At 42.6% G+C, this 25,061-nt stretch carries 22 protein-coding genes; 12 read left to right on the forward strand and 10 right to left on the reverse strand.

Features of this window, described 5'->3' with window-relative positions:
- The first annotated feature begins 44 nt into the window (after positions 1 to 44).
- Positions 45 to 1,241: a hypothetical protein gene (locus T426_RS0110140; protein WP_027585634.1), complete on the forward strand. Its 1,197-nt coding sequence runs from the start codon at positions 45 to 47 to the stop codon at positions 1,239 to 1,241.
- Here T426_RS0110140 and T426_RS0110145 read toward each other — a convergent pair.
- Positions 1,223 to 2,038: a hypothetical protein gene (locus T426_RS0110145; RefSeq protein WP_027585635.1), complete on the reverse strand. Its 816-nt coding sequence runs from the start codon at positions 2,036 to 2,038 to the stop codon at positions 1,223 to 1,225. The genes T426_RS0110140 and T426_RS0110145 overlap by 19 nt on opposite strands.
- A gap of 264 nt (positions 2,039 to 2,302) precedes the next feature.
- Here T426_RS0110145 and T426_RS0110155 point away from each other — a divergent pair, with 264 nt between their 5' ends.
- On the forward strand, positions 2,303 to 4,384 hold the full coding sequence (locus tag T426_RS0110155) for a S9 family peptidase (protein ID WP_027585636.1): 2,082 nt from the start codon (positions 2,303 to 2,305) through the stop codon (positions 4,382 to 4,384).
- A gap of 301 nt (positions 4,385 to 4,685) precedes the next feature.
- On the opposite strand, the gene T426_RS0110160 is transcribed toward T426_RS0110155, so the two are convergent.
- Positions 4,686 to 6,020, reverse strand: a complete 1,335-nt coding sequence (locus tag T426_RS0110160) for an outer membrane protein assembly factor BamB family protein (protein WP_027585637.1) — start codon at positions 6,018 to 6,020, stop codon at positions 4,686 to 4,688.
- A 204-nt stretch (positions 6,021 to 6,224) separates the two neighbouring features.
- Here T426_RS0110160 and T426_RS0110165 point away from each other — a divergent pair, with 204 nt between their 5' ends.
- The 10 genes from T426_RS0110165 (at position 6,225) to T426_RS0110210 (ending at position 18,880) form a co-directional block, all read left to right on the forward strand.
- Positions 6,225 to 7,130, forward strand: coding sequence for a hypothetical protein (locus T426_RS0110165; protein ID WP_025865812.1), 906 nt, complete (start codon positions 6,225 to 6,227; stop codon positions 7,128 to 7,130).
- 332 nt (positions 7,131 to 7,462) lie between these two features.
- Positions 7,463 to 7,759, forward strand: a complete 297-nt coding sequence (locus tag T426_RS0110170) for a hypothetical protein (RefSeq protein WP_025865813.1) — start codon at positions 7,463 to 7,465, stop codon at positions 7,757 to 7,759.
- Positions 7,760 to 8,028: 269 nt separating this feature from the next.
- Positions 8,029 to 8,559, forward strand: coding sequence for a nitroreductase family protein (locus T426_RS23350; RefSeq protein ID WP_025865814.1), 531 nt, complete (start codon positions 8,029 to 8,031; stop codon positions 8,557 to 8,559).
- A 538-nt stretch (positions 8,560 to 9,097) separates the two neighbouring features.
- A complete protein-coding gene (locus tag T426_RS0110180; protein ID WP_027585639.1) occupies positions 9,098 to 9,658 on the forward strand; it encodes a helix-turn-helix domain-containing protein in 561 nt (186 codons plus the stop codon).
- A gap of 279 nt (positions 9,659 to 9,937) precedes the next feature.
- Positions 9,938 to 11,422: a B12-binding domain-containing radical SAM protein gene (locus T426_RS0110185; RefSeq protein ID WP_025865815.1), complete on the forward strand. Its 1,485-nt coding sequence runs from the start codon at positions 9,938 to 9,940 to the stop codon at positions 11,420 to 11,422.
- Positions 11,423 to 11,524: 102 nt separating this feature from the next.
- Complete coding sequence (locus tag T426_RS0110190) at positions 11,525 to 11,887, forward strand: cupin domain-containing protein (RefSeq protein ID WP_027585640.1); 363 nt, start codon at positions 11,525 to 11,527, stop codon at positions 11,885 to 11,887.
- Between the two features lie 11 nt (positions 11,888 to 11,898).
- Positions 11,899 to 12,021 (forward strand): hypothetical protein, encoded by a 123-nt coding sequence (locus T426_RS26190; RefSeq protein WP_262502909.1) that lies wholly within the window; start codon positions 11,899 to 11,901, stop codon positions 12,019 to 12,021.
- A gap of 113 nt (positions 12,022 to 12,134) precedes the next feature.
- The gene (locus T426_RS0110200) at positions 12,135 to 14,774 is read left to right on the forward strand and encodes a chemotaxis protein CheB (RefSeq protein ID WP_036984964.1); all 2,640 of its coding nucleotides are present in this window, start codon (positions 12,135 to 12,137) and stop codon (positions 14,772 to 14,774) included.
- A gap of 54 nt (positions 14,775 to 14,828) precedes the next feature.
- Positions 14,829 to 16,535, forward strand: coding sequence for an ATP-binding protein (locus T426_RS23355; RefSeq protein ID WP_025865818.1), 1,707 nt, complete (start codon positions 14,829 to 14,831; stop codon positions 16,533 to 16,535).
- Positions 16,536 to 16,645: 110 nt separating this feature from the next.
- Complete coding sequence (locus T426_RS0110210) at positions 16,646 to 18,880, forward strand: glycosyltransferase family 4 protein (protein WP_027585641.1); 2,235 nt, start codon at positions 16,646 to 16,648, stop codon at positions 18,878 to 18,880.
- A 66-nt stretch (positions 18,881 to 18,946) separates the two neighbouring features.
- On the opposite strand, the gene T426_RS0110215 is transcribed toward T426_RS0110210, so the two are convergent.
- From T426_RS0110215 to T426_RS0110255, 8 genes are all read right to left on the reverse strand, one after another.
- A complete protein-coding gene (locus T426_RS0110215; protein ID WP_025865819.1) occupies positions 18,947 to 19,138 on the reverse strand; it encodes a cold-shock protein in 192 nt (63 codons plus the stop codon).
- A 339-nt stretch (positions 19,139 to 19,477) separates the two neighbouring features.
- The gene (locus T426_RS23360; RefSeq protein WP_148303838.1) at positions 19,478 to 19,981 is read right to left on the reverse strand and encodes a hypothetical protein; all 504 of its coding nucleotides are present in this window, start codon (positions 19,979 to 19,981) and stop codon (positions 19,478 to 19,480) included.
- A 333-nt stretch (positions 19,982 to 20,314) separates the two neighbouring features.
- Complete coding sequence (locus tag T426_RS0110230; protein WP_027585642.1) at positions 20,315 to 21,478, reverse strand: glycoside hydrolase 100 family protein; 1,164 nt, start codon at positions 21,476 to 21,478, stop codon at positions 20,315 to 20,317.
- 16 nt (positions 21,479 to 21,494) lie between these two features.
- Entirely contained in the window at positions 21,495 to 22,637 is a 1,143-nt protein-coding gene (locus tag T426_RS0110235) for a glycosyltransferase family 4 protein (RefSeq protein ID WP_027585643.1), read from the reverse strand.
- Positions 22,634 to 23,278: a PIG-L deacetylase family protein gene (locus T426_RS0110240; RefSeq protein ID WP_025865821.1), complete on the reverse strand. Its 645-nt coding sequence runs from the start codon at positions 23,276 to 23,278 to the stop codon at positions 22,634 to 22,636. The genes T426_RS0110235 and T426_RS0110240 overlap by 4 nt, the downstream gene beginning before the upstream one ends.
- A 30-nt stretch (positions 23,279 to 23,308) precedes the next feature.
- Positions 23,309 to 23,686 (reverse strand): hypothetical protein, encoded by a 378-nt coding sequence (locus tag T426_RS0110245; RefSeq protein WP_025865822.1) that lies wholly within the window; start codon positions 23,684 to 23,686, stop codon positions 23,309 to 23,311.
- A gap of 171 nt (positions 23,687 to 23,857) precedes the next feature.
- Entirely contained in the window at positions 23,858 to 24,730 is an 873-nt protein-coding gene (locus tag T426_RS0110250; RefSeq protein WP_025865823.1) for an SPFH domain-containing protein, read from the reverse strand.
- 50 nt (positions 24,731 to 24,780) lie between these two features.
- Positions 24,781 to 24,966, reverse strand: a complete 186-nt coding sequence (locus T426_RS0110255; protein WP_025865824.1) for a hypothetical protein — start codon at positions 24,964 to 24,966, stop codon at positions 24,781 to 24,783.
- Positions 24,967 to 25,061 lie beyond the last annotated feature (95 nt).

Genomic DNA, 25,061 nt, shown 5'->3' on the forward strand with positions numbered 1-25,061 from the left:
TAGCGACAACCTAACTATTCAATTGGAGACCTATCTAAATGACAATGCCACGATTTGGAAAAGAACGACTGTCCATCCGACTAATTGGTCAGATACGATTTTGGTTTGGACTATCTGCAGGACTTCTATCCGCTTTATGGATTGCATGGTTATTTAGTTGTTCCAGAGAAGTTTTTAGGTTTATGACCTGCTTCTCGGCAGATTTATTAGTCCTAAAGGGAAACGAGCTAAAGTTTTATAATTACTTCTTTTCGGCACTTGCAACCGTCTTAGACCTCTCCATAGCCATTTGGATTTGGATGGGAAATCATTCCCACAAGAGAAAAAAAGACAGGATATTCAAACAACTTGCCCGAACCAATGCCTTGCTTGTTTTTTGGATAATTTTAATGGTCGTTGCACGATTTGGCTCGCTACTTCCTATTATCTTGACAGGTTCTCCTGGTTATGACAATCAACTCGACTTAGTCGATGAATTTCCTATTTTATTAATCTTGCTACCCCTTATTGTATTTACTCAAAGCTGGTTTGCAGTCAAATTGGTTTATCGCGCAAACAGATGGATAATCATTTCCCTGGTTATATCGATCGTTTTCACCGTCGCTCTTAAAAACACAACTTCTATCAATCAGGAATTTCTAAACACCGCTTATTTTCAGAAATTCGAAAAAGACTTCCGTTACATTGACGAAGAAATTTCCATAGCAGAAAAAGAATATCATCTTACTTTCTCGGCAGAGACAATCGAAACACTAAGAAAGTGGCATTCAGAAGGTGCTATCGAACAAATGGAAAGCATAAAAGCCGCCTTTTCAGAAAATCACCCGGTTTCAATGGATACCATCATTCTCCAAAAGATCGTTATCCACAACTATAAACCAAGTTATTGGGCGAGATATGGTCGAAATTCGCTGAGAGATTGGCATTATGCCTTACCCAACGATATCCTGAAACAGATAGGATACTCCCATCCCGATTCAGACAAAACAAAGGAGCTTTTCCTGGTATTGCAAGAAGAAATTGATTTGGTGAATACACCCCTCATTCAAAATAATGAATATAGAAATTACACATGGACCGAGAGGCGAAGGAGCTTGGGTCGCAGATATGATATTCCTGTTGCGTTAATGCAACAACTTAGTGATGTAAGAGACAGCTTAATCAATGATCATCAATACGAAGAGTTGAGCAAAATATTACCGGAAATAAAAAATAGCAGACTTCAAGGCACTGCGCAATAACGAAAAGGCTGTGTTACCTCATCTGCTAAATCCATAAATCTGCGTAATCCCGGTTCAGACAAGATATACCGGCATCCAATAATGCGAGCAACGAGACGCAAACATTGCGTCTCTACAGCGGACAAATATCGCTCGTCATCGTTCATACAAGCGTAGTCATCGGTCATACAACGACTGTCATTGGCCATACAAGAGCTGTCACCGGTCTTAAACCAACTGTCATCGCTCATACAAGCGCCGTCTCCAGCAATAAATCGACCGTCTCCGCTTATACAAGCGTTGTCAATTGCCATATAAGCGTCGTCAAACGTAATACAACGACCGTCAAACGCCATACAAGCGTCGTCAATTGCAATACAACGACTGTCAAACGCCATACAAGCGTTGTCAAACGCAATACAACGACTGTCAAACGCCATACAAGCGTCGTCAATTGCAATACAACGACCGTCAAACGCCATACAAGCGTCGTCAATTGCAATACAACGACTGTCAATCGACATACAAGCATTGTCAATTGCAATACAGCGACTGTCAAACGCCATACAAGCATTGTCAATTGCAATACAGCAACTGTCAAACGCCATACAAGCGTCGTCAAACGTAATACAACGACCGTCAATCATCATAAAACGTCTGTCATCAGGTAAAAATGGGCCGACATCGGAACGATAATCGACTGCGAACCATATTCCCGAAGAGGCAAACAGCATTACACAACCAGATTCGGTAAAAAAGAGAGCGTCATCGACTTCCCGGAAGGGGTTGCATTCTTTAAAATTGCTTAAAAATGACATATTATGAGAAAATTCATGCCCCTCTCCTCCTTTTCTTTGTAAATTTCTCGTCTAAAACCTGTCATTTGTGGTGAAGTCCTTTCCCACTAGGTCAAAACCAGACTAAAAATCCTGCCTAGAACCAATGAATAAAAGCTCCTTTTCAGGAGATTATGTGCCAGTGGCAAACATTAATGGTGCCGGATTGTTTGCATTGTTGCCGATAACCCGAAACCTTGATGACAAGATATTTATTCATCATTGATTTTAAATTCGAAAAGAAGTATGAAAAGATTACTTTATCTCTTTGTGATGGTCTTCCTCTTTACTGCGGAGGCAGCGTTTCCGCAGAAAAGTGCATTTACCATCGCCGATTTGTACAAAGTACGTCACGTGGGTACTCCCGTCGTTTCGCCTGATGGCATGCGCGTGGCCTTTACGGTAACCGACTACGATATGCCAAAAGGCAAATCGATGACCGACATCTACGTAATGAACGCCGACGGCAGTAACATTACCCCGGTAACCACCGATCACAAGGGAAATTACGATCCCATCTGGGCCAGCGACAGCAAAGACCTCTATTATGTGTCGGCTGCATCAGGAGCTCCGCAGATGGTTCATTATTCATTTGCGACCGGAAAATCGAAACAGGTAACCGATTTCTCGATGGGTGTAGATGCTCCGGTATTATCGCCCAACAACAAGCTGATTGCCTTTTCGGCAAAAGTATACCCCGACTGCGGTGCCAACAGCAAATGCAATGCCCGCAACGATTCGTTGTCACACAACGGTCCCATTCAGGCTTATGTAGCTGATCACCTGCTGTTCCGTCACTGGACACAATACGCCAAGGGTAAATATTCGCACATCATTGTATTTAATACCGAAACCGGAAAATACACCGATGTCACCCCGGGTAAATTTGTATCGCCCGCTTTTATGCTGGGCGGCGGCGTAGGTTATAACTTCTCGCCCGATAGTAAAGAAATTTGCTACGCGTCGAAACACGTCGAGCACCCCGAAGCATCGACCAACAGCGATCTGTTTGTTGTTCCGGTAACGGGTGGAACAGCCAAAAACATTACCAAAGAGAACAAAGCTTGGGACGGATGGCCCATTTATTCGCCCGATGGCAAGTACATTGCTTACCGTACCCAGAAGATTCCGGGATACGAATCGGCAAAGTTCAACATCGCCCTTTATAACCGGGCAACCGGCGAGACGAAGATCATCACCAAGGACTTTGACAACTGGGTTGATGACTTTAAATGGGCTCCCAACTCCAAGTCCATTTTCTTCTCGGCAGAGCAAGAAGGAGGAGAACCGATTTACATGGTCGACCTGGCCTCGGACGTTATCACCCCCGTTTCGGGACAGCGCTCCATTTACGGTTTCGATGTAGCCAGCAACGGATACCTTTACTACCTGGCCACCACCATCGACAAACCGGCTGAGCTCTTCCGCATGAAAACCAAAGGCGGAACCGAAGAACAGCTGACTAATTTCAACAAGGAGTTGTTGTCGAAAGTCGATTTCCGCCCGGCAGAAAAAATGTGGGTAACCGGAGCCGACAACAAACAGGTACAGGTATTCATTGTGAAGCCACACAACTTCGACCCGTCGAAAAAATATCCGCTCATCCTGAACGTTCACGGTGGACCGCAGGGACAGTGGATGAATTCGTTCCGCGGCGACTGGCAGGTATATCCCGGAGCCGGTTACGTAGTGGCATTTGCCAACCCGCACGGTTCAACCGGACGCGGACAGGCTTACACCCGCGAAATTTCGGGTGACTGGGGCGGCAAACCGTTCGAAGACCTGATGAAGGTAACCGATGCGCTGGCCAAACTGTCGTATGTCGATTCAACCCGCATGGGTGCCATGGGATGGTCGTACGGAGGTTACATGATGAACTGGTTCCAGGCCAAAACCAAGCGCTTCAAGTGTCTCGCTTCGATGATGGGACTCTACGACCTGCGTTCGATGTGGGGAGCAACCGAAGAACTTTGGTTCCCGAACTTCGACCTGAAAGGACAGCCTTGGAATTCGGACCTGTACAAGAAATTCTCGCCTTCGGAATACGTGAAGAACTTCGCTACGCCGACGCTGATTATCTCCGGCGAGCGTGACTATCGCGTACCTTACACGCAGAGTCTCCAATATTTCAGTACACTGCAGACACTGGGCATTCCGTCGCGCCTGATTATCTTCAAGAACGATGGTCACTGGCCCAACCGCGTGAAATCGATGCCGTTGTACTACGACGCACACCTCGATTGGTTCCACAAGTACCTGGGAGGCGCACCTGCACCATACGACGTGCACAAAATGTCGCTCAATCAGAGCTTCGTAAACGACAAGTGATGAAGAAACTGATTTCCGGCTTCGGCCGGAAGTCATTCTTCAAACCATAAGATAGCACCATAGACGAAAAGCTGCTCCGGCATATTCCTTCTTTTCAGGAATGTCCGGGCAGCTTTTTACTTTGGTGTACAAAATCTATGAAAAAAATAAAATGTCGTAATTCAATCAGTTAGTATAGCTGTAGATCATGTTTCTTTGACTGCTTTTCGAAGCAATGGTTTAATGTGAAATGAAATAATGTACAATGAACAGTTACAGCACTGCCAAACGGCTTTGAGACGACAGCAGTCTTGCTATATTTTTAATGCAACGCGTACAGATACCCGTCGGAACTGCCGACATACAATACACCATCCGATACAGCAGGCGTACTCAACACCGAACCAACGGAATAGAGACCTTTCATGGCTACCTCATGGGTTTGCGCGTTGTAGCCAGTCTTAAAAACCCGCGCGTAAAAATCGTTGTTGATTTCACTATCAGCCGTCAACACGCTATCGCGATTCGCAACAGAAGCATCCATACGGTATTCCCAAACTTTTTCTCCAGTTTTCGCCTTTACCGCATGTACCGTACCGTTAAAACCGCCGAAGTAAATGAGTTTTCCGGTTGTCACCGGAGATGAAAAAATGTATCCGGCCGGGATATCTTTGCTGTAGATAGAATCACCATTCATCGCATTCAACGCAATGAAACGATGTGTATCGGATGTGCCGTAATAAACGGTACTATCACGCACCAGCGGCGTGTTGATGACCCATGAATACCGGTTGAACCGTTTCCAGAGAAGTTTTCCGGTCATACCATCGAGCGCGTACACATGTGCATCGCGGCAACCGAAGTAAATCCGGTCGTTCCAAACCACCGGCGACGATTGAATGCCTGTCTGGTTGTAATTCACCGTGTCTTTTCCGGTTTCAAACTTCCAAATCTCGCGGCCTGTCTCCAGGCTGACCGCATGCAGAGACCGGTCCCAACCTCCAAAGATGACCATATCGTTGTAAATGGTAGGCGCGTTGTGAATCGCCTCACCTGTCGCGATATGCCATTTTTCCATTCCCGAGTTAGCGTCCACCGCATAAAAGTTACCATTGCCACTTCCGAAGTACAGCACACTTTTGTGCCAAACAGGCGACGAGAGATACATGTCCCATGGGTCAGCGATTATTTCATCCTTCGGTTGCAATCCCTGAACACCCGGCGCAGAAAAATGCTTTTCCGGTCCTTCGTTGAAACGCCACTGTAATTTTCCGGATGACCGCTCCAATGCATAGAGATAACCATCGGAGCTGATGAAGAAGACCGACTCTTCCGTCACTGCCGGCGAAGATGCGATATAACCACCCGTTGTATAATGCCAAACTTCTCTTCCCGATGTTTTCCCGACCGCATAAAATGTACTATCGTTACTACCGAAGTAAACAAAGTCGCCAAACACAGCAGGCGAACTAAACACGTAGCCGTTGGTTTGGAATTTCCATTTCACGCCGTGCAGCGTATCGATATCCGGTGAAGCAAAATAACCGGAGTGCTGTGCGTCGGCGCGAAACATGACGGCAGGACGGGGCTCTGTTTGACAGGAAAATAAGGTAAGTAGCAAAATACTGACAGCTAATAATGAATTGATTAGACGCATAGGTTTGAATTTGGATGAGTTTAAAAATAGAAGACAATTAACTACACGAACACCCTGAATCATTCATCCTACTTTTCATAACTTTTAGCATCATTGGAAGCACAGTTCAGATTTAGCATTGACTATCCCGAATAAAAGCGTTAAATTAAGATAGTTAACCCAAATGCTAACCCGGTTCGTCACCGACTCTCAAAACCGCGAACCATGCTTGATATTCTGCTCATCATCACTTTTGTGATACTCTTTGTGAAATTCTTTTCCTGGCTGTTCACTCCCTCTTATCGTTCCGGCTACGGTTCATGGCCTTCATCTACTTCGGTTACGGTCACGCTTCCCCATCCGGAGAAAACCAACCCGTACCGTTTTTACAAATACATCGAAGTGACGCCCTATATCACACTAAAAGAAGTAAGAAAAGAATTGCGGCGGCAAAACATTCTGTTAAAACCTGAGTACGAAAAAGCATTGAATGATAAGATTCGGCGACACGTTTTCCATAATCCGTATACGTTCGACGAATATTTCCACTGCGAATTCGACATCATCGGTATCCGGTTTCTGCAATGTTCTCCGGATAAGCTCAGCGCTTTTCGAATCGACTTATGTTACCTGAAAGATGACAAAATAGCCGACCTCGATGACTTCGATTTCATTCCTCCTTATCCCTACAACCACAAGCGGAAATACCTCGAGATTATGGATGAATACTATTTCACTCCACAAAATATATATGCCTCTGAGTTTGAAGATATCTGGAAGTGGTATGACGAACTTGGAAAGAGCCTGAATCAAAACCTGGTTGCCGTTTGGGATGATGAAATCTTCACCCTCAGGGAACTATTACGTTACCACGAAATCACCGATTACCATATCCGCTATATCCGTGTCCGGGAAATTGCCCGGGCGCATAACATGCCCGACAAACTGGGTCCACTGCTGAGACACGTGGAAGCTGACTTCGGCCCTGATCGGAAAAAAAGCATCCTGGCTGCTATACTCGCTTTCTCCATCCGCGAAATGGGCGTCGACCTGGAGCAACACGTGCATATCCTGGAACCCGAGAAAGATCTGTTCTCCGATCTTCCTACCGAAGAAAAGAAAACCTCTTGAGTGTTAAGATATGATAATTTGCTATTTTGAAAGGTATCTACTAATTTAGATATCCAAACACTACTCGTAACTAAATAAGTGACATGAATATGAAATCTTCATCTTCCAAACTTGTTTCTTTCCTGATTTTGACCGCTCTCTTCCTATTCACGCCCCAAGCCCATTCTTCTTATCCGGATTTAACGCCTTGCTGCTAGAATCATTCGCTATCACTATGCTTTCATCATATACATATATTTCCAAAATGCTACAATGTGGAGACTGCAACCACAGAAAAAACGGGGCGGAACCGAAAAGCCTAATGAGTAGGACAACCTAAACAACAAAATCTCATGGAAAATCAAGAAGCGCAACAACAAACGCAGCAACCGCAACAGCCGCCGCAACCTCAACAACAAATGCTGCAACCACCTGTCTCTATTTCCGACTGGTTTCTGACGATATTCCTCACAGCCATTCCGTTGGTCGGACTTATTCTGCTCTTTGTGTGGGCATTTGGCAGTAATACCAATCCCAGTAAGGCAAACTGGGCTAAAGCAGGGTTACTTTGGGCAGCTATCGGCATTGTTATTTGGCTACTTTTCATGGCAGTATTTGGAGCGGCCATGTTCCACTCATGGAATAGCTAGTATTGAAGTAAGCATCCTGGTAGGTTATCCTCAAATTTTGCCTGACGGATGCCAACAAAAAGGACTGATTGTTATCCCGGGGTCTGCTTGGTGTACCCGGGATTTTTTTGATGAATCCGGTAGCATAAAAAGTGACTTCTAATAGCTGTCTTAAAAAAAGTTAATCGAATACTTCGTCGCAATTAGTCCATCATAATCCCAAAATTGTGCAAGAAATTCGCTTTCCTGATGATTAATTTTGCTAGTGAGGATTTTTAAATCATTAGCTTATGAGCGCACAAGAAATAAAAACAATCAAAGGAATGGTGGCCAAACGATTTAGTCCTACCACCTTCACCGATCAACCGGTCAGCGACGAATTAATAAACAACATGCTGGATGCCGCCCGATGGGCTCCCAGTTCGTATAATGAACAACCCTGGAAGTTTTTAGTAACCCGGAAAGGAGACGAAAACTTCCAAAAGGTTTATGATGCACTGATGGAAGGTAACCAAAATTGGGCCGGCAATGCTCCCATTCTGATGGTCACTTTAGCCAATGACAATTATGCCCGTAACGGAAAGCCCAATCGACACGCCTGGCACGATACAGGCATGGCCATGGGATTCTTTCTGCTGGCCGGAGTTGAAGCAGGAGTCCAGGTACACCAGATGGGAGGTTTCTTTCCGGAAAAAATTGAAAGAAATATTACACTACCCGAAGGTTACCATCCGGTAGCAGTAGCAGCCGTAGGTTATACCGAGGAATCGGCAGAACAAGAAAGCCGTACCCGGAAATCAATTCAGGAAATACGGGTATAATTTAATAACAGCCAGAAATATAGCAACTCCCGGACGAACAGCTTGTTCCCATACGGGAGTTTTTTATTTTTATGCATCAGAACAACTGAAGCGAATGTGAACGACCAAAAACCAGAAATCATCACCTGTCCGCACTGCGGAAATCAGTTTGCGAAAGCTGACCTCTGTAGATATTGCAGTAATTGCTTCGCGTGCACCGGTTGTGAGCGTTACCTTTGCGCAGCATGCGACGAAGTGATAGAAGTGGTTCCCGTTCGTCCCATGAACTACCGAAAGTCATCGCAGGCAAAATAGCCTGTTTCACCTCATCTCTAACGGAAGAAGTCAAAAACCACGGAAAAAGATAAAAGCAATACGACACTTGAAATCAGGTGGTAGTAGATGAAAAATCCCAATGAACATATTCATTCATGAACCATTCCCGGCTATTTGATTTAAATGTCTATAAATTGAGAGGTAAAGGTTCTCCTTGTATTGTCCCATTGGAAATTTTGTAACTTTAGCAAACAAGACTTTCATTAATAACAATCCAGGTTTCATGAAGCTTTACATCAAAAATATGGTTTGTATCCGTTGCCAAATGGTGGTGAAAGCTGAACTGGAGAAACTTAACATACCATACACCTATGTAAAAATAGGCGAAGCCAATACCATCGGGGAAATCTCGCAGGAGCAGTCGGAGCAATTAGATATTGGTTTAAAAAAATCAGGACTGCTCCTAATGGATGATAAAAGAAGCATCCTGGTTGAAAAAATCAAAAGTGCCATTATTGAATTGGTACATTACACCGACGACCAGATTAAAGTGAATCTTTCGGATTATTTAAGTGAACAACTCAATCACGATTATACCTACATGGCTAATCTCTTTTCGGAAGTAAAAGGCACAACCATTGAAAAGTTTTATCTGACCCATAAAATTGAAAGGGTCAAAGAGCTGATCGTATATGATGAGTTAAATCTCTCAGAGATAGCCTACAAAATGCATTATAGCAGTGTTGCCCACCTATCCAATCAATTTAAAAAATATACAGGATTAACACCGTCCCACTTTAAAAAGCTCAAGCATAAGAGACGCGACACACTTGAAGATGTGTGAATGATGTAAGTTTTCATCAGAATTTTGTAATACAGCACCTACCCGATTTCACGAACTTTAATAAATATTTACGGAAGTGTCCATCTATACAATGGTGATAGATTGAAAAAATCATCTTCTTACACCTCATAAACGATGGTATAAGTTGTGGTTGCTATACGTATCACCGGGGCACATCTGCCGGTGTAATGAAAATTTTGTTTCAGATACCGGAAATAAAATGCATAAAGAAATTCGGATGTAAAAAACAGTTCCTTACAAATCATAAAAATCTGAGTGATGAATATATTATTGGTCTATCCGGTGTGTCCCGATTCGTTTTGGAGTTTCAAAAATGCATTAAAGTTTATTGCCAAAAAAGCAGCTGTGCCGCCACTTGGCTTAATCACGGTATCGGCAATGCTCCCGTCATCCTGGAAGAAAAAACTGGTGGATATGAACATCCAACCGCTTCACAGCAGAGACATTCAATGGGCCGATTATGTATTTATCAGCGCGATGTATATTCAAAAAGAATCAGTAGATAAAGTCATTGCCGAGTGTCAAAAATGGCATAAAAAAATTGTGGCAGGAGGACCACTTTTTACGCAGGAATACAATGACTATCCGCAAATTGATCATTTTGTGTTGAACGAAGCGGAAATTACCTTACCTTCCTTTTTAAAGGATTTACAGGAAAACCAGCCGAAGCGTCTGTATCAAACCAGTGAATATGCTGATATCACAGAAACACCGGTGCCCGATTTCCACTTGTTGTCAGTAAAGGCTTATGCCTTTATGAATATCCAGGTTTCGCGGGGCTGCCCTTTCGCGTGTAATTTTTGCGAAATCACTTCACTGCTCGGACATAAGGTAAGGATGAAGAAAACGTCACAAATCATTAATGAATTGGACGTTCTCTACCATAAAATCAAATGGCGGGGACCGGTTTCCATTGTTGATGATAATTTTATTGGAAACATAAGAGAAATAAAAAACAACCTGTTGCCAGCCATGAAAGAGTGGATGCAAGAACACAAGTATCCATTTACGTTCAATATTGAATCCTCCATCAATCTGGCCGACGACGAAGCACTGATGGCCTTACTGGCGGAAACAGGAATCAATTCAACGTTTATCGGCATTGAAACTCCGGTAGAAGAATCGCTTCACTATTGCAACAAAGCACAGAACAGAAACCGTAATCTGCTGGAGAGTGTCCGAAAAATTCAAAAAGGCGGATTACAGGTTTCGGGCGGATTTATTGTAGGTTTCGACAGTGATACCCCGACCGTTTTTCAGCGACAAATTGACTTTATACAGCAAAGTGGAATCGTTTCGGCCATGGTTGGATTGTTAAATGCCCCAAAAAACACCAGGTTATATAATCAGCTCAAGGCAGAAAACCGGTTAACGAACGATGCCACCGGAAATAACACCGATACATCGATGAATTTTATTCCCAAGATGGACTACGATGAATTACAGAAAGGTTATCAGAATATCATCCACAGCATCTATTCCATCAAGCCCTATTACCGTCGGTTACGTCGGCTGTTACTCAATTATAACCGAAAAAGTAGCCGACAATCGAAAGTCAGCTTTTCTCTTCTGATGGCATTCTTGAAATCAATATATATTATTGGTTTAGTAAACAAGGGACGCAGCGAATACTGGAAATTGGTTTTTTGGACGCTTTACAAGCGGCCACGGGCCATTGTTGATGCCGTTACCTACACTGTTTATGGCTATCATTTCAGAAAAGTTTATGGACTGCAACAATAACACTCCACTAAGAATTCCTTAATGTGTGAATGATGTAACTTATACAATCAATTGTGTAACAAGCAAAAAATGCGACTATAGTAACTTTGTTGAAAGGACTCAATGAAGCAAATCATGCAGCACAACGAATTTGAAAAATCGAAAATATACACCCTGAATAATATGATAGAGTATGTTCCCGGTTCTGTCGTGAGCAAAACAATTATACGAAAAACCACCGGGAACATAAGTGTAATTGCCATTGATGCGGGAGAGATAGAAGCCGAGAAAATTTCGCCTTTCGACACGCTTATTCAGGTTATTGATGGTGAAGCCGAAATTATTATTGATGAACAACTGAATTGGCTTAAAATGGGAACGACAATCATTATACCGGCGCATACTCCTCACGTGATTAAAGCAACAAGGCAATCTAAAATGATTTCGACGGTCATAAAAAGTGGTTACGAAGGAAATATCATATAATACAAAAAGTTATGTCAAAAGAAAAAGAAGGAAAACAAAAAAGCTCAAAGAAAGCACCTGAAAAAAATCTGAAAGAGAAACGTGCAGCGAAAGCAGCCAAACGCGATGAAAAGAACAAGCTATCAAAATTGTAATTCGATGGCACTTGTCAGCGCTTTATTAATTACTTTTATAACCAACACATAAAAATACGTACCAAATTAAACCGGACAATAAAAAAAATAGATATAAAGTCTGTTATTCAAGTATGGGAATAAATAAGAAGAAGAACGATAAACAACCTACCAAAATTGATACCGTTTCCAAAACATCCAATACCAAGGTATTGGCAGAAACGAGCAAGTCTACTTTTCCAATAGTAGGAATCGGCGCCTCAGCTGGTGGGCTCGAGGCGTTGGAACAGTTCTTTGAAAACATGCCAGAGAATAACGGAATGGCCTTTGTCGTGATCCAGCATCTCGATCCCGACCACGTTGGTATTATGCCCGAATTATTGCAACGCATCACTCCCATGAAGGTATTGCAGGCCACCGACGATCTCAAGGTGAAACCCAACAGCGTTTATGTAATTCCCCCGAACAAGAGTATGTCGTTGCTGAATGATGCCCTCCATTTGTTTGACCCGGTTGAAACCCGAGGACTTAGGCTGCCCATCGATATTTTTTTCCGTTCATTGGCCGACGACCGGAATGAGAAAAGCATTGGTATTATACTGTCGGGAATGGGTTCTGACGGAAGCCAGGGATTAAAGGCAATCAAAGAAAAGGGAGGCATCGTTTTGGTTCAGGAACCCGAATCGGCGAAATTCGATGGGATGCCTCGTAGCGCCATAGGTGCAGTAATTGCTGACATTGTAGCCGCCGCCAATGAACTTCCGAATAAACTAATCGCCTTCCTGGCATTTACTCCGGAAACAAAACCCGCACCGGTGTTTGACAGTAAAAGCCAAAGTAACCTGGATAAAATAATCATATTGCTTAGAGAGCATTCGGGACACGACTTTTCCAATTACAAGAAAAATACCTTGTTACGCCGCATCGATCGGAGGAAGGGCATTCATCAAATTGATAAGATACAAAACTACGTTCGCTTTCTGCAGGAGAATCCAAAGGAGGTCGAGATCCTTTTCAAGGAGCTACTGATTGGTGTGACCAGCTTTTTCCGTGATCCAGCCGTTTGGGAGGAACTTAAAGAAAAGGTTTTCCCGACGCTTATAAAAGAATTGCCGGAAGGGCATGTGATACGTGCCTGGGTACCTGCCTGTTCAACCGGCGAAGAAGCCTATTCACTGGCCATCATCTTTAAAGAGGCGATGGAAAAAGTGAATTCACATAAAAACCTCACACTCCAGATATTTGCGACTGACCTCGATCACGATGCCATCGATAAAGCCCGCAAAGGTTTTTTCGCCTCCAACATCGCTGCCGATGTATCGTCCGAACGTATTCAAAAATTCTTTAATCGTGAATCTGACGGATACCGCGTAATAAATGCCATTCGTGAGATGGTGGTATTTGCTCCGCAAAATGTGATCAAAGACCCGCCATTCACCAAGATTGACATTCTCACCTGCCGGAATATGCTAATCTATATGGAGTCCGATTTGCAAAAGAAATTATTGGTCTTGTTCAATTATAGTCTGAATATCGGTGGTTTCATGGTGCTGGGAACTGCGGAAAGTTTAGGAGCACATCTCGATGGTTTCCATGAGGTCAATCCCAAATTAAAAATTTTCAAACGCACGCCAACAGTGCTTTCGCCGGAATTAGTAGACTTCCCAAGTTCGTTTTACCGGCCCAAAACAATAATACCTGAAAAAACAACAACGAAAATAGTGGAAAACATTCAAAGTCTTGCCGACCAGTTCATCATCCAAAACTATGCCCCCGCCAGCGTGCTGGTCAACATGAACGGCGATATATTGTACATTACGGGACGGACCGGAAAATATCTGGAGCCGGCAGCAGGAAAAGCCAATTGGAATATCCACGCAATGGCTCGAAATGGACTGCGACAGGTGCTTCCGGGAGCTTTTCGGAAAGCTGTACAGAATACGGACCCCATTGTAATCAAGAAGCTAAAAATTGGCAGCGATAAAGAATTTCAGCTGGTAAACCTGAGTATCCAGCGAATTGAGAATCCGGAAGCTCTTCGGGGTATGGTCTTGATTCTTTTTGAAGATGTGCCCACCGATAGCGATTATCACTCGAAGGATGCAACAAAACCAAAGCGAACCTCTACCGGACGGATGAAGGAACTGGAGCTGGAACTGCAACGAAGTTATGAGGAGTTGCAAAGTACGCGCGAAGAAATGCAAACGTCACAGGAAGAGTTAAAATCAATTAACGAAGAATTGCAATCGACCAATGAGGAACTCCAGTCAACAAATGAAGAACTGACAACTTCCAAAGAAGAGATGCAAAGTCTGAATGAAGAGTTGCAAACAGTTAATATTGAACTACAAAGCAAAGTCAATGATCATGCCCGGTCGAACGACGACATGAAAAATCTGTTGAACAGTACGGAGATTGCGACCCTTTTTCTTGATAAAGAACTCTTTATCCGCAGATATACAGAACAAGCAACCAAAATATTCAAACTTCGCGATACCGATATCGGCAGGCCGTTTACTGATTTAGTAACCGATTTGCAGTATCCTGAAATTGAAAATCACGCCCGAAAAGTGATAAAGGATCTCATATCGAACGAAATGGCTATCGAAACGACTGATCACCGGTGGTTCAATGTCAGGATTATGCCCTACAGAACCATCGACGATCGCATTGACGGATTGGTTATGACGTTCACAGACATCACTAGATCGAAAAAATTGGAAATGGAATTAAAAGAAGCCAATGAAGCACTAAGGAAAAGAGAAGGAAGCTAATAAAAACGGCTCTTCTCCTCCTTGAGTAGAAATGACAATTCTAAATCAAACGACATGGAAAGATCGAACTACCAACATGAATTTGAATTGCTTCGCAAAAAGGCAGAAGAGCTCCTAAAAAAGAGAACAATAAGCCCGGACTCGCCACGTTCGGAAGTAGAAATTCTGAAACTCATTCATGAATTGGAAGTTCACCAGATAGAGCTCGAGCTTCAAAACGAGGAACTAACGACGGCTAAAAATCAACTGGAGGAAGCTACTGCAAAATACATCAATCTTTATGATTATGCCCCAACCGGTTATTTTACGCTATCCAAGGACGGCCAAATAACCGAACTAAACTACCGCGGAGCCTCAATACTTGGAAAACCTCGCCCAGAACTTCTTTCCCGTCATTTTCGAACCTTTATTACTGAAGAAACCAAATCCCATTTCAACCAATTCTTAAAGGAAATATTTGAAAACGAAACCAAGCAAACCTGCGAAACGACTGTAGCCGGGAATGGTGACAGCCCAACCTGGGTTCATATAACCGGCAAAATAACCGCTGACAGGGAACATTGCCATATAAATGCGACTGATATTACGCGGTTAAAGCTGACGGAAGCCGAACTAACGAAAGCCAAAGAAAAAGCAGAAGAAAACGATCGCTTAAAATCAGCATTTCTGGCCAACATGAGCCATGAAATACGAACACCGATGAACGGAATTCTGGGTTTTACCGAGTTATTGAAGGACCCAAAATTAAAAGGCAAACAACAAAAAGAGTATATCAGGATTATTGAGAAGAGTGGCGAACATCTGTTGACGATCATCAATGATATCATTAATATTTCGAAGGTAGAATCGGGACAAATGGAAATATCGATTTCAACGACCAATATAAACGAGCAAATCGAATATTTGTACCATTTCTTTATGCCCGAAATAAAGAAAAAGGGAATCCTTTTTTCTTTTCAAAACAGTTTGCCTAATGAGGAAGCATTCGTCAAAACAGACCAGGATAAAGTTGATGCCATCCTCATCAACCTGACTAAAAATGCAATTAAGTTTACACAAACAGGAGCCATTGAAATGGGCTATGAAAAAAAAGGAAGCTACCTTGAGTTCTTTGTCAAAGATACCGGCATCGGGATTAGTGAAGATAAGAGCGAAATAATCTTTGAAAGATTCAGACATAGCCATGATTTGTCAAGCCTAAAACAGGAAGGAGCCGGTTTGGGCCTGTCCATTTCCCGAGCATATGTCGAAATGCTTGGCGGCAAAATTTGGGTAAAAAGCGAGCCGGGTAAAGGTTCAACTTTCTATTTCACCATCCCCTATGAAAAAGTGGATGAGGATAAAAACCAGACGAATATTTTGATGGACGAACGAACGCCCATCAAAGATTTGAAAATTTTGATTGTGGAAGATGATAACGCATCAGAAGTTTTGCTCCAAAAAATCATACAATTATTTGAAAAGGAAACAATTAAAGCCACAACCGGAATTGAAGCGGTCGAGATATGTCGCAATAATCCGGACATCGATTTGGTACTAATGGATATTCAAATACCCGAAATGGACGGTTACGAAGCGACCCGACAAATACGACAATTTAATCGTGACGTGATTATTATTGCACAAACGGCATTTGGACTGGATGGAGATAGGGAAAAATCGATTGAAGCCGGATGCAATGCTCACATTTCAAAACCTTATAACCGAACCCTACTGATTAGGTTATTGCGTAAGTACTTTACAACTGAATTAAGTAAATGAATTGCAGTTGATCAATCGACATCACATCGTTCTATCACGTAATTCATTCAAACTTCTAAAAGGGATTTTCTTTCCTGTCAAATGCTATTCACCTTTGAAAAACCTAAAAAATGAAAATCGCTTTTATTGCCACCTACCCACCACGCGAATGTGGTATCGGAGCCTTTACGAATAACCTGTTTAAGTCAATGCTGGCCAACAGTGGAAGCACAGAAGGCAGGCATGAGGGCTTTGTCGTTGCTTTAAATGACAACGAACTAACCTATAAATACCCGCAGGAAGTTAAACTGACTATCAGACAAGAACGTCAGGAAGATTATCTGAAGGCGGTTAAATACATCAACCTCAGTGGTGCCGACCTGTGTATTTTGGAACACGAGTTTGGCATATTTGGCGGTCAAAGCGGTGTGTATATTCTTCCGCTGCTCCATCGTTTGGAAGTTCCACTCATTGTTACGCTGCATACCATACTTAAAACGCCTTCGTATAACGAAAAAGCAATTCTGAGAGAGATTTGCAAAATGGCTCAAAAAATAGTGGTAATGAGCCACAAAGCGACTGAATTCCTCACCAGCATATATGATGTACCGAAAGAAAAAATTGCCCTGATAGAACATGGAGTACCTGACATCCATTTTAATCCTGAAGAATCGAAAAAAGAGTTCAAACTCGAAAACAAGAAAGTATTACTCACCTTCGGGTTTGTTGGTCGCAACAAAGGCATCGAAACAGTCATAAAAGCGTTACCCAAAGTCGTAGCGAAGCACCCCGATGTGATTTATATTGTTCTGGGGAAAACCCATCCAAACGTATTACGGCATTCGGGCGAAGAATACCGTATTTTCCTGATGCGACTGGTCAAAAACCTCCAGCTCGAAAAGCATGTTTTGTTTCTGAATGAGTTTATTGATGAGCGCGATTTATTCAAGTACCTATATGCCTGTGATATCTACATTACTCCCTATTTGAATGAGGCCCAGATTACCAGTGGAACTTTGTCGTATGCCGTGGGAGTCGGTGCGGCCGTTCTATCGACACCCTACTGGCATGCCGAAGAATTACTGGCCGACGGAAGAGGAAGGCTCTTTAATTTTAACAATTCAGGTGAACTGGCCACTATTCTGATAGCACTTCTGGAGCATCCGGAAGAGATGAATAAGCTTAAAAAGAAGGCACTTGAATTTGGGGTAAAAATTACCTGGCCCAAAACAGGCGAAAGATATTTGGCACTGGCCCAAAAGACGCTTAAAGAAGAGCGTCAAGTAATTGCAAAGAAAGATACGGCCCTGGATCTTCTCATCCTTCCTCCCTTTTCACTCACACATATCAACCGACTGACAGATGATACCGGTATCATTCAACACGCGAAATTCGGCATTCCCAATTTAAAAGAAGGCTATTGCCTCGATGATAATTCGCGGGCCTTGCTGATGGTGCTAATGGCCTACCGGCAGATTAAGGACATGCGAGCACTTGAACTCTCCCCCATCTATTTAAGTTACATTCATTATATGCAAAATGCAGATGGAACTTTCCGGAATTTTCTGAGTTTTAGCCGGAACTTCCTCGACGAGGTCGGTTCTGAAGATTCATTTGGCCGTACCATCTGGGCACTGGGATACTTGCTTGGAAATGCTCCCAACGACGCCTATTACCAAACCGGCAAATTGGTATTTCTCAATGCGTCACCTAATTTTGAAAATTTGAAATCCATCAGAGGAATCGCCAATACCATGATTGGGATTTGCTATTACCTGAAAAGCAATCCATCGGACGATTCAATGACTGAACGATTGAGAAACCTCGCCAATGGCTTATTGAAACACTATAAGGAAAATCAGGCACCTGACTGGAACTGGTTTGAATCATTACTTGCTTACGACAATGGCATATTGCCACTCGCTCTGTTGCATTCGGCAGAAATACTAAACGATGAGAAAATAACTCAAACAGCCATTGAGTCGATGGATTTCCTAACGAAACATACCTTAAAGGACAACTATTTATCGATCATCGGAAATGAGAAATGGTATAAAAAAGAAGGCGAACGTTCTGTTTTTGCTCAACAGCCAATCGATGCCATGGCCATGGTGTTGATGTATCACCAGGCTTTTCATGTAACGAAAAACAAAGATTACCTCAATAAATTATACACTTCGTTTTTGTGGTTTCTGGGCGAAAACGACCTGCGCCTGAGCCTATATGATTTTGAGACGCAGGGATGTTGCGATGGTTTTGAGAGCAACGGTGTAAACCGTAACCAGGGAGCAGAAAGTTCGCTGGCCTATTTAATTTCGCATTTAACAGTATTGCAGGCTTATGAAGAGTTTCATGAATTTGACTAAATATTCAAAAAAAAGTCCCGCCAAAAGCGGGACTCAAAAATTGTAAATGGTATGTAGTATTATAAACTATACAAGTTTCACATCAACCGCATTTAATCCTTTTTGTCCTTCTCTCAATTCAAAAGTTACTTCATCGTTCTCCCTGATGCTATCAATCAATCCGGTTGAATGGACAAAATATTCTTTCGACGAATCTTCGTCTTTGATAAATCCGAAACCTTTCGAATCATTGAAAAATTTTACTGTTCCTTTATTCATAATATGAAATTAAATTATTGGGTGTAAGGTACGCTTAATAATTGACACGCCACTATTTGTAATAATTTAATTAATATATTATTACCGACTTGTAAAACCATTCGCAAACAGATGGATAAATGATTTGTCCTGAGGACGATTTGACCAATAAATTTCAAATCATGACCATCTTTATATAATTCTCTCTATTTGGGGGAGCTTTATGTCTCAACCTTCAGTTTTGGCAACAATTAACCGGATAAAAAATCCACTGAGTGAGAAATTTCACATGCTTCACTCAGCTTAAGCACATTCAACTTGCCCGCTGGTCTTCAATTATCCACTAAACAAAGTATTATTTCACTCTTTGAATCCTGAAATATCAATCACTGACAATAGGCATTCCAGACTGTCTTCCGTAACGACGCCTTCCATGTATACAGGGCGTAATCCTTTTTTTTCATAACCAAGCATTACCTTGCATGATTCTTTTGTTTTCCCTTCAAATACCTTATTCATAAAATGCTCAAACACCGGTAATGAATCATTAGAGACAAATAATTCAAACTTGCTGCCCATCAGGCTAAATCGCTTTTCACCAAGTAGCTCGGCACCTGTGAAGTTTAAATCGCAAATTAAACCGTCAACATCAAGGGTAAAATAGCCCATCGGTGCGAAATCGTACAGCATGGTGTATTTTTTCAGGGCCAATTCTGCAGTCTCATTTGCCTGTCGTAATTCTTCGTTCTGCATTTCAAGTTCGATTTGATGCACCTGTAATTCGTGTACAAGCTTTTTCACCTCGATTTCCGTAGCCGGCCTGGACATTTTATTGTGATTTTCTTTCAGCTGCTCTTCAGCCATATGCCTTAGCTTCTGGTCACTATTCGAATTCTGTCTTTTATTGTTCATGATTTTATGTCGATTAGTTTTTCATTGATTTTGGAGAACTTATTTTTACAAGCGTCGAAAAGAAAGGCATTAATCTCCCAATATTAGGCAATTATGATATGTCTACATAAATTTATCATCATGTTTTGTATAGGACCAACTCAAAATCTAAGACTTTTATTCTTTTCCTACTTCGATAATTTAGCCAGATGACGATTTTCCCTTTCATAACCTCAACATATGTTGAGTAATTGTGCATTCTAGTCGCTTCATTTCCATACATCATTCACGCCCTATATCGTTATTTTACGGTATTTCGTCAAAAAAGAGTGTACTTTTTTCTTCTACACATTTTGCTGCATACAGGTAAAGTGCGGCACTCCAGGTTTGCCAGTCCTGGCCCATCGGTTTTCCATCCTGTGCTTTAATCCATTCATTAAACCCAAATTCTCTTCCCGAGCCGGACAATTGAATGCAATGGGTCAGTACAACCAGTTTTTCCGCTGCCAGTTTATACTTTTTTGCAGCCACCAGGGCAGCCACATAAACACCGCACACAAAAGGCCATATTCCTCCATTGTGGTATTCGCCCGGCCGGTTATATTCTGCGTATCTACCATGCCAGTCCGGATCTTCGGGTTTAATGAAAGGGAAAAAGTTGGGCGGTAAATCGACAGCCAACTCCCCTCTTTCGCGCATACCAGCACATTCCTCTTCAATCCATGAAATCATTTCAACGGCCCGCGAAGGGGAAGCAATACCCGACAGAATGGCCAGACTGTTACCAAGAAGATCGAAACGTTCGCTGCTGTAAATTTTATAGGACCAAAAGGCATAGTAAGGCTTATACTTAACCACTAGTCCTTCATGAACATGATGATGCATAACACCACCAGTAACTGTAAAACGGCTCATATCATGGCGTATACTGTCTGCTTTTTCATGTTTTCCGAGAAGTCGGAGATAGCAATGAACCAAGGCATTCACATACAAGCCGTATCCGATGGTCCATTGTTCATCGCGCCAATCGCTTGTCGGTTGCTGTGCCACAAGATTTCTATCGGAGGGACTTTGATAATCCATCCAATCCAGTGCTTTTTCAACCGCATCCTGAAGAAATTCGGGGTTCCCTGATACTTTTCTGAAAACACCAACGCCAAGCAAAAACAGAGGAGTGGTGTCACTGGCTCCGCGATCATCCTTATCATGCACCAGCGAAGGGATATGTCCATGTTTTGTTTGGTTATGAGCCAGATTTTCCAACACGCTGCGGATGCTTTCCATGAGCAACTCATTTCCCGAAGCGGCAATTCCCAAAATGGAAAACATTAAATCCCGGGTATAGGGTTCCGGGTACCCCCATCCAGCCGTTCGTGGAAGACCGTGATAAGGCCCATGGGCATTATGAAGCAACACTTCCAGCGCAGCTTGTTTTGCTTTTTCTATCACCTCTCGGTCGATGTTTTGCATAGTCCTGTTTTTCTAATCAGCTTATTCCCAATTTATCGTTGATGATTTGCACAAAACGCCTGGCAACAATCCGGTAGTCGAAATTTGTCACTACCCGTTCCCGGCTAGCTTTGCCCATTTTTTCGCGTAAGGCAGCATCTGTCATGAGTCGCATCAGGTACCTGGCGATATCCTGAACATTGGCGCGGTAATCCACAACACGCGGTACTTTAAATGTGATTTTATGCTGGTCTTCAAAACCGGATTCATCACCAAGCATTACTTCGTTCACAGCAATTTTCCGCGCAACTTTTGCCAACAAAGCCGTTTTTTCATGAATCAATGTATCTAACATTCCCATGGCCTTAATACTGAGCACCGGTTTTCCACAGGCACCGGCTTCCACTTGTGGCATTCCAAATCCCTCCAAACGGGAAGGGGCAGCGTAAATATCGCACGCGCCAATCAGGTAAGGCATAAAATTCCGGGAAATGGTATTGGTAGCATAGGTCACATTTTTTTCGATACCAAGATGTGTTGCCAATTCCAGATCGGCCAGGTTTTGGCTTTTTGTCCGTGGCTGAGGCCAAACTTTGCAGACATACTTCCAATCAGGCGCTTTGGAATCGATAATGGCCAGCGCCTGCATAACTTCCTGCGCCCCTTTCGATGCGGCGTCACCACCAACTGTCAGGATCATCAACTGATCGGGTGAAATGCCCAATGCTTCCCGTACAGCCAAAATTTTCGGGTCGTCTTTTGCAAAAGGAACGAATGAATCGGTATTGCAACCAACAGGCAACACCTCAATTTTGTCACCGTCGATCCCGTCACGGACGTACATTTCCTTTACCCAATTGGAAGTAACCAATATCAACGGCAGCGCATTCAACACTTCCTGATAATTGGCAATATAACCATCAGCAACCAACCAGGGTACCGGCTGTATGCCATACCGCTGCGGGTGAAGAACCAACTGAGGGGTGTGCCCCCAGTAGCCTACTCCAACCACAACATCCGGTTCAAACCAGCGGTAGTACCACTCTTTTTCCTGTGCCGATTCAAAATGTACTGCATGGGCGTCAACCCCCATCTCGAGAAGTCCTTTGTATAATAGATCTCCTTGTGTTGCCAGCCCTCCGGGTGACGGAGGGTAATCGTACAAAACCAGTACTTTCATTCTCTAGTTCCTCCATTTATCAACCATTTTTTTGCATCGAATGATTTTGAGAATTGCCAGAATGCTTCATGCCGGGGAGCTGCTTCTGCTTCCCAGCTGTTTGGACTAAATCCGTAGATATCCTTTATGATTGTGTATTTTCTCGCCCAGATCCGTTTTGTTAGCGTCCGGTACATGGAAGCATTTTCGTCAGCTTTGGGGTAATATTGCTTATTGCCGTCCTCGTAGGCAAAGAGCCATAATTCGCGAGCGGATATTTTACCGGTATGCCAGAGCTTAATTACCGCAGCACTCACTTCTTCGTGCCTCATATGCCGGGTGTATTCTCCGGATGGATTGTGCGTAATGATCAGATCGAAATATTTGGATGGCAATAAACCAAGAACCGTTTGCTCAACCACTTTTTCATCCAGAGGTTTCTGCTCCGGTCCGTCATCGAGATCGCCCATGATTCCGTCGGCTTTCAAAATCTTTAAGGCTTTAAAAAATTTTGGGGCACGATCCGCATCGCTTCTTCTACATACCGACACAACAAACCAATTCCACGCCGGATGGCTCAAAATAGTGCCACCAGTCCATAGCGTTTCATCATCGGGGTGAGCAACAATGACGACAACCGTTTTAGAACCTATTTTATCCATTAATTTTACTTCTCAATTGCGTCCCACGCTCTAGCTAAAAAAGTTCTTCACAAAAGCCTGTTGTTGATTTTCCGTCAGTTTATCGGCAGACATAACGTCAATCTTTATCTTTTCAAATTGACGGTCATCTTTTAACAAGTTGAATAATTCGGTCTTTGCATCTGTTGGTCCAAACAGAAGAACTTCATTGTAATCAATGATGATAGAACTCAATTTTTTGTAAAAGTCAGCTTGCTGATTTTGCTCCTTGTTGTTCATCAAACTTTCATCCATTCTCAGATTTTGAACCTGCTCGGGAAAGGCTGGAGTTAATTCCAACGAGATGGTCACTACTTTATCATTTGAGAATTCCATTATGTTGGCTGTTGAATGATCCATCCAGATTCCTAAATGTTTTGCTGATTTCATCTCGTTTTACTTTTCGTGATTTTTTGTTGTACATAAAAACCTCTATTAGTTCTGTTAAAACCAGGATTTACTTTTTTGTTGGAATAATTGAATGTCTTTTTCCATAACTTTTCCACTGATATCCAATTGACCGCTGCATGCTCTGTTTCCAATATTGTATCTAATCGGAAATCACCCCTGCTTCCCCTTTTGCTTCATTTCCAAAGGCACGATGCCGGCCATCTCCCCGATAATATTAACAAGCTCAGTACCTGTGGGAATAACAATTTTAGCATTATTCCCAAGCGATGCTTCCAGCGCTTCCAGCTTCCGCAATAGCTGTGCATTGCCAATAAAATATTTATCGGCAGCTTCGTTAACCAGTTTTATGGCTTCCGCTTCTCCTTCGGCATGCAATATTTTCGATTGTTTGTAACCTTCAGCTTCCTTTATTTTGGCACGTTTTACACCATCGGCAACGGTTTCGGCTGCCGTAGCTGAATCGATAGCTGCAATTTTTTCGTTTTCAGCCTTCACCACTTTATTCATGGTTTCCTGAACATCGCTTGGCGGATCGATTTCTTTCAGTTCGGTACGCACAATTTCAATTCCCCAACTTTGGGTTTCGTTGTGAAGTGTCCGGTAAAGTTCTGTATTGATTTTCCCGCGTTCGCTGTTGGCTGATTTTAGCGTGAGCGTCCCAATAATATTACGAAGTGTTGTACGGGCCAGGTTGACAATCTGCCACTTGTAGTTATTGACATTGTAAATCGAACCTTTTACACTTTCTTCATCAGCTTTGACCCTGAAATAAACCTGTGCGTCAACACTGGCATTCAGATTATCGTTGGTAATAATTTCCTGCGGCTCGGCATCCACCATTTGTTCGGTTACATTCACCATAAAAAGCCGATCGATAACCGGAATAATCCAGTGAAATCCCGGACTCGCCAAATTATGATATTTCCCAAGCCGTTCAATTAAACCGCGTTGGGTGGGTCGTACAATTCTGATTCCTAAAAGCAAAAAAAGTACGACAGGAATAACTAAATAGAGATAGTTCATTATCGTTTTCTATTTAAAGGTAAACTGTATAAAAATCAAAATCCTCGTGTTTATAAATGTTCAATAATTTGTTCCAGTTCATTCATCGAAATTCCCAACTTAACAGCCATGATCATATAAAAATCAGCCTTCGTCTCATGCCTCCAAATCAAATCGGCATCAGTCAATTGAGGATATTTGCCCTTAAGTTTCACTGCAATGTTATCCCAGTTCTTTAGATCAAATTCTGCTTTCATTTTATATCAGGTTTGTTCACACTTAAGATGATTTGTAATAGTTTATTTCTGAACAGATTTCGGAGAAGGATCATAAATCCGACAAATGAGTAAAA

It is taken from the genome of Prolixibacter bellariivorans ATCC BAA-1284 (genome assembly GCF_000621705.1).
GTDB lineage: Bacteria > Bacteroidota > Bacteroidia > Bacteroidales > Prolixibacteraceae > Prolixibacter > Prolixibacter bellariivorans.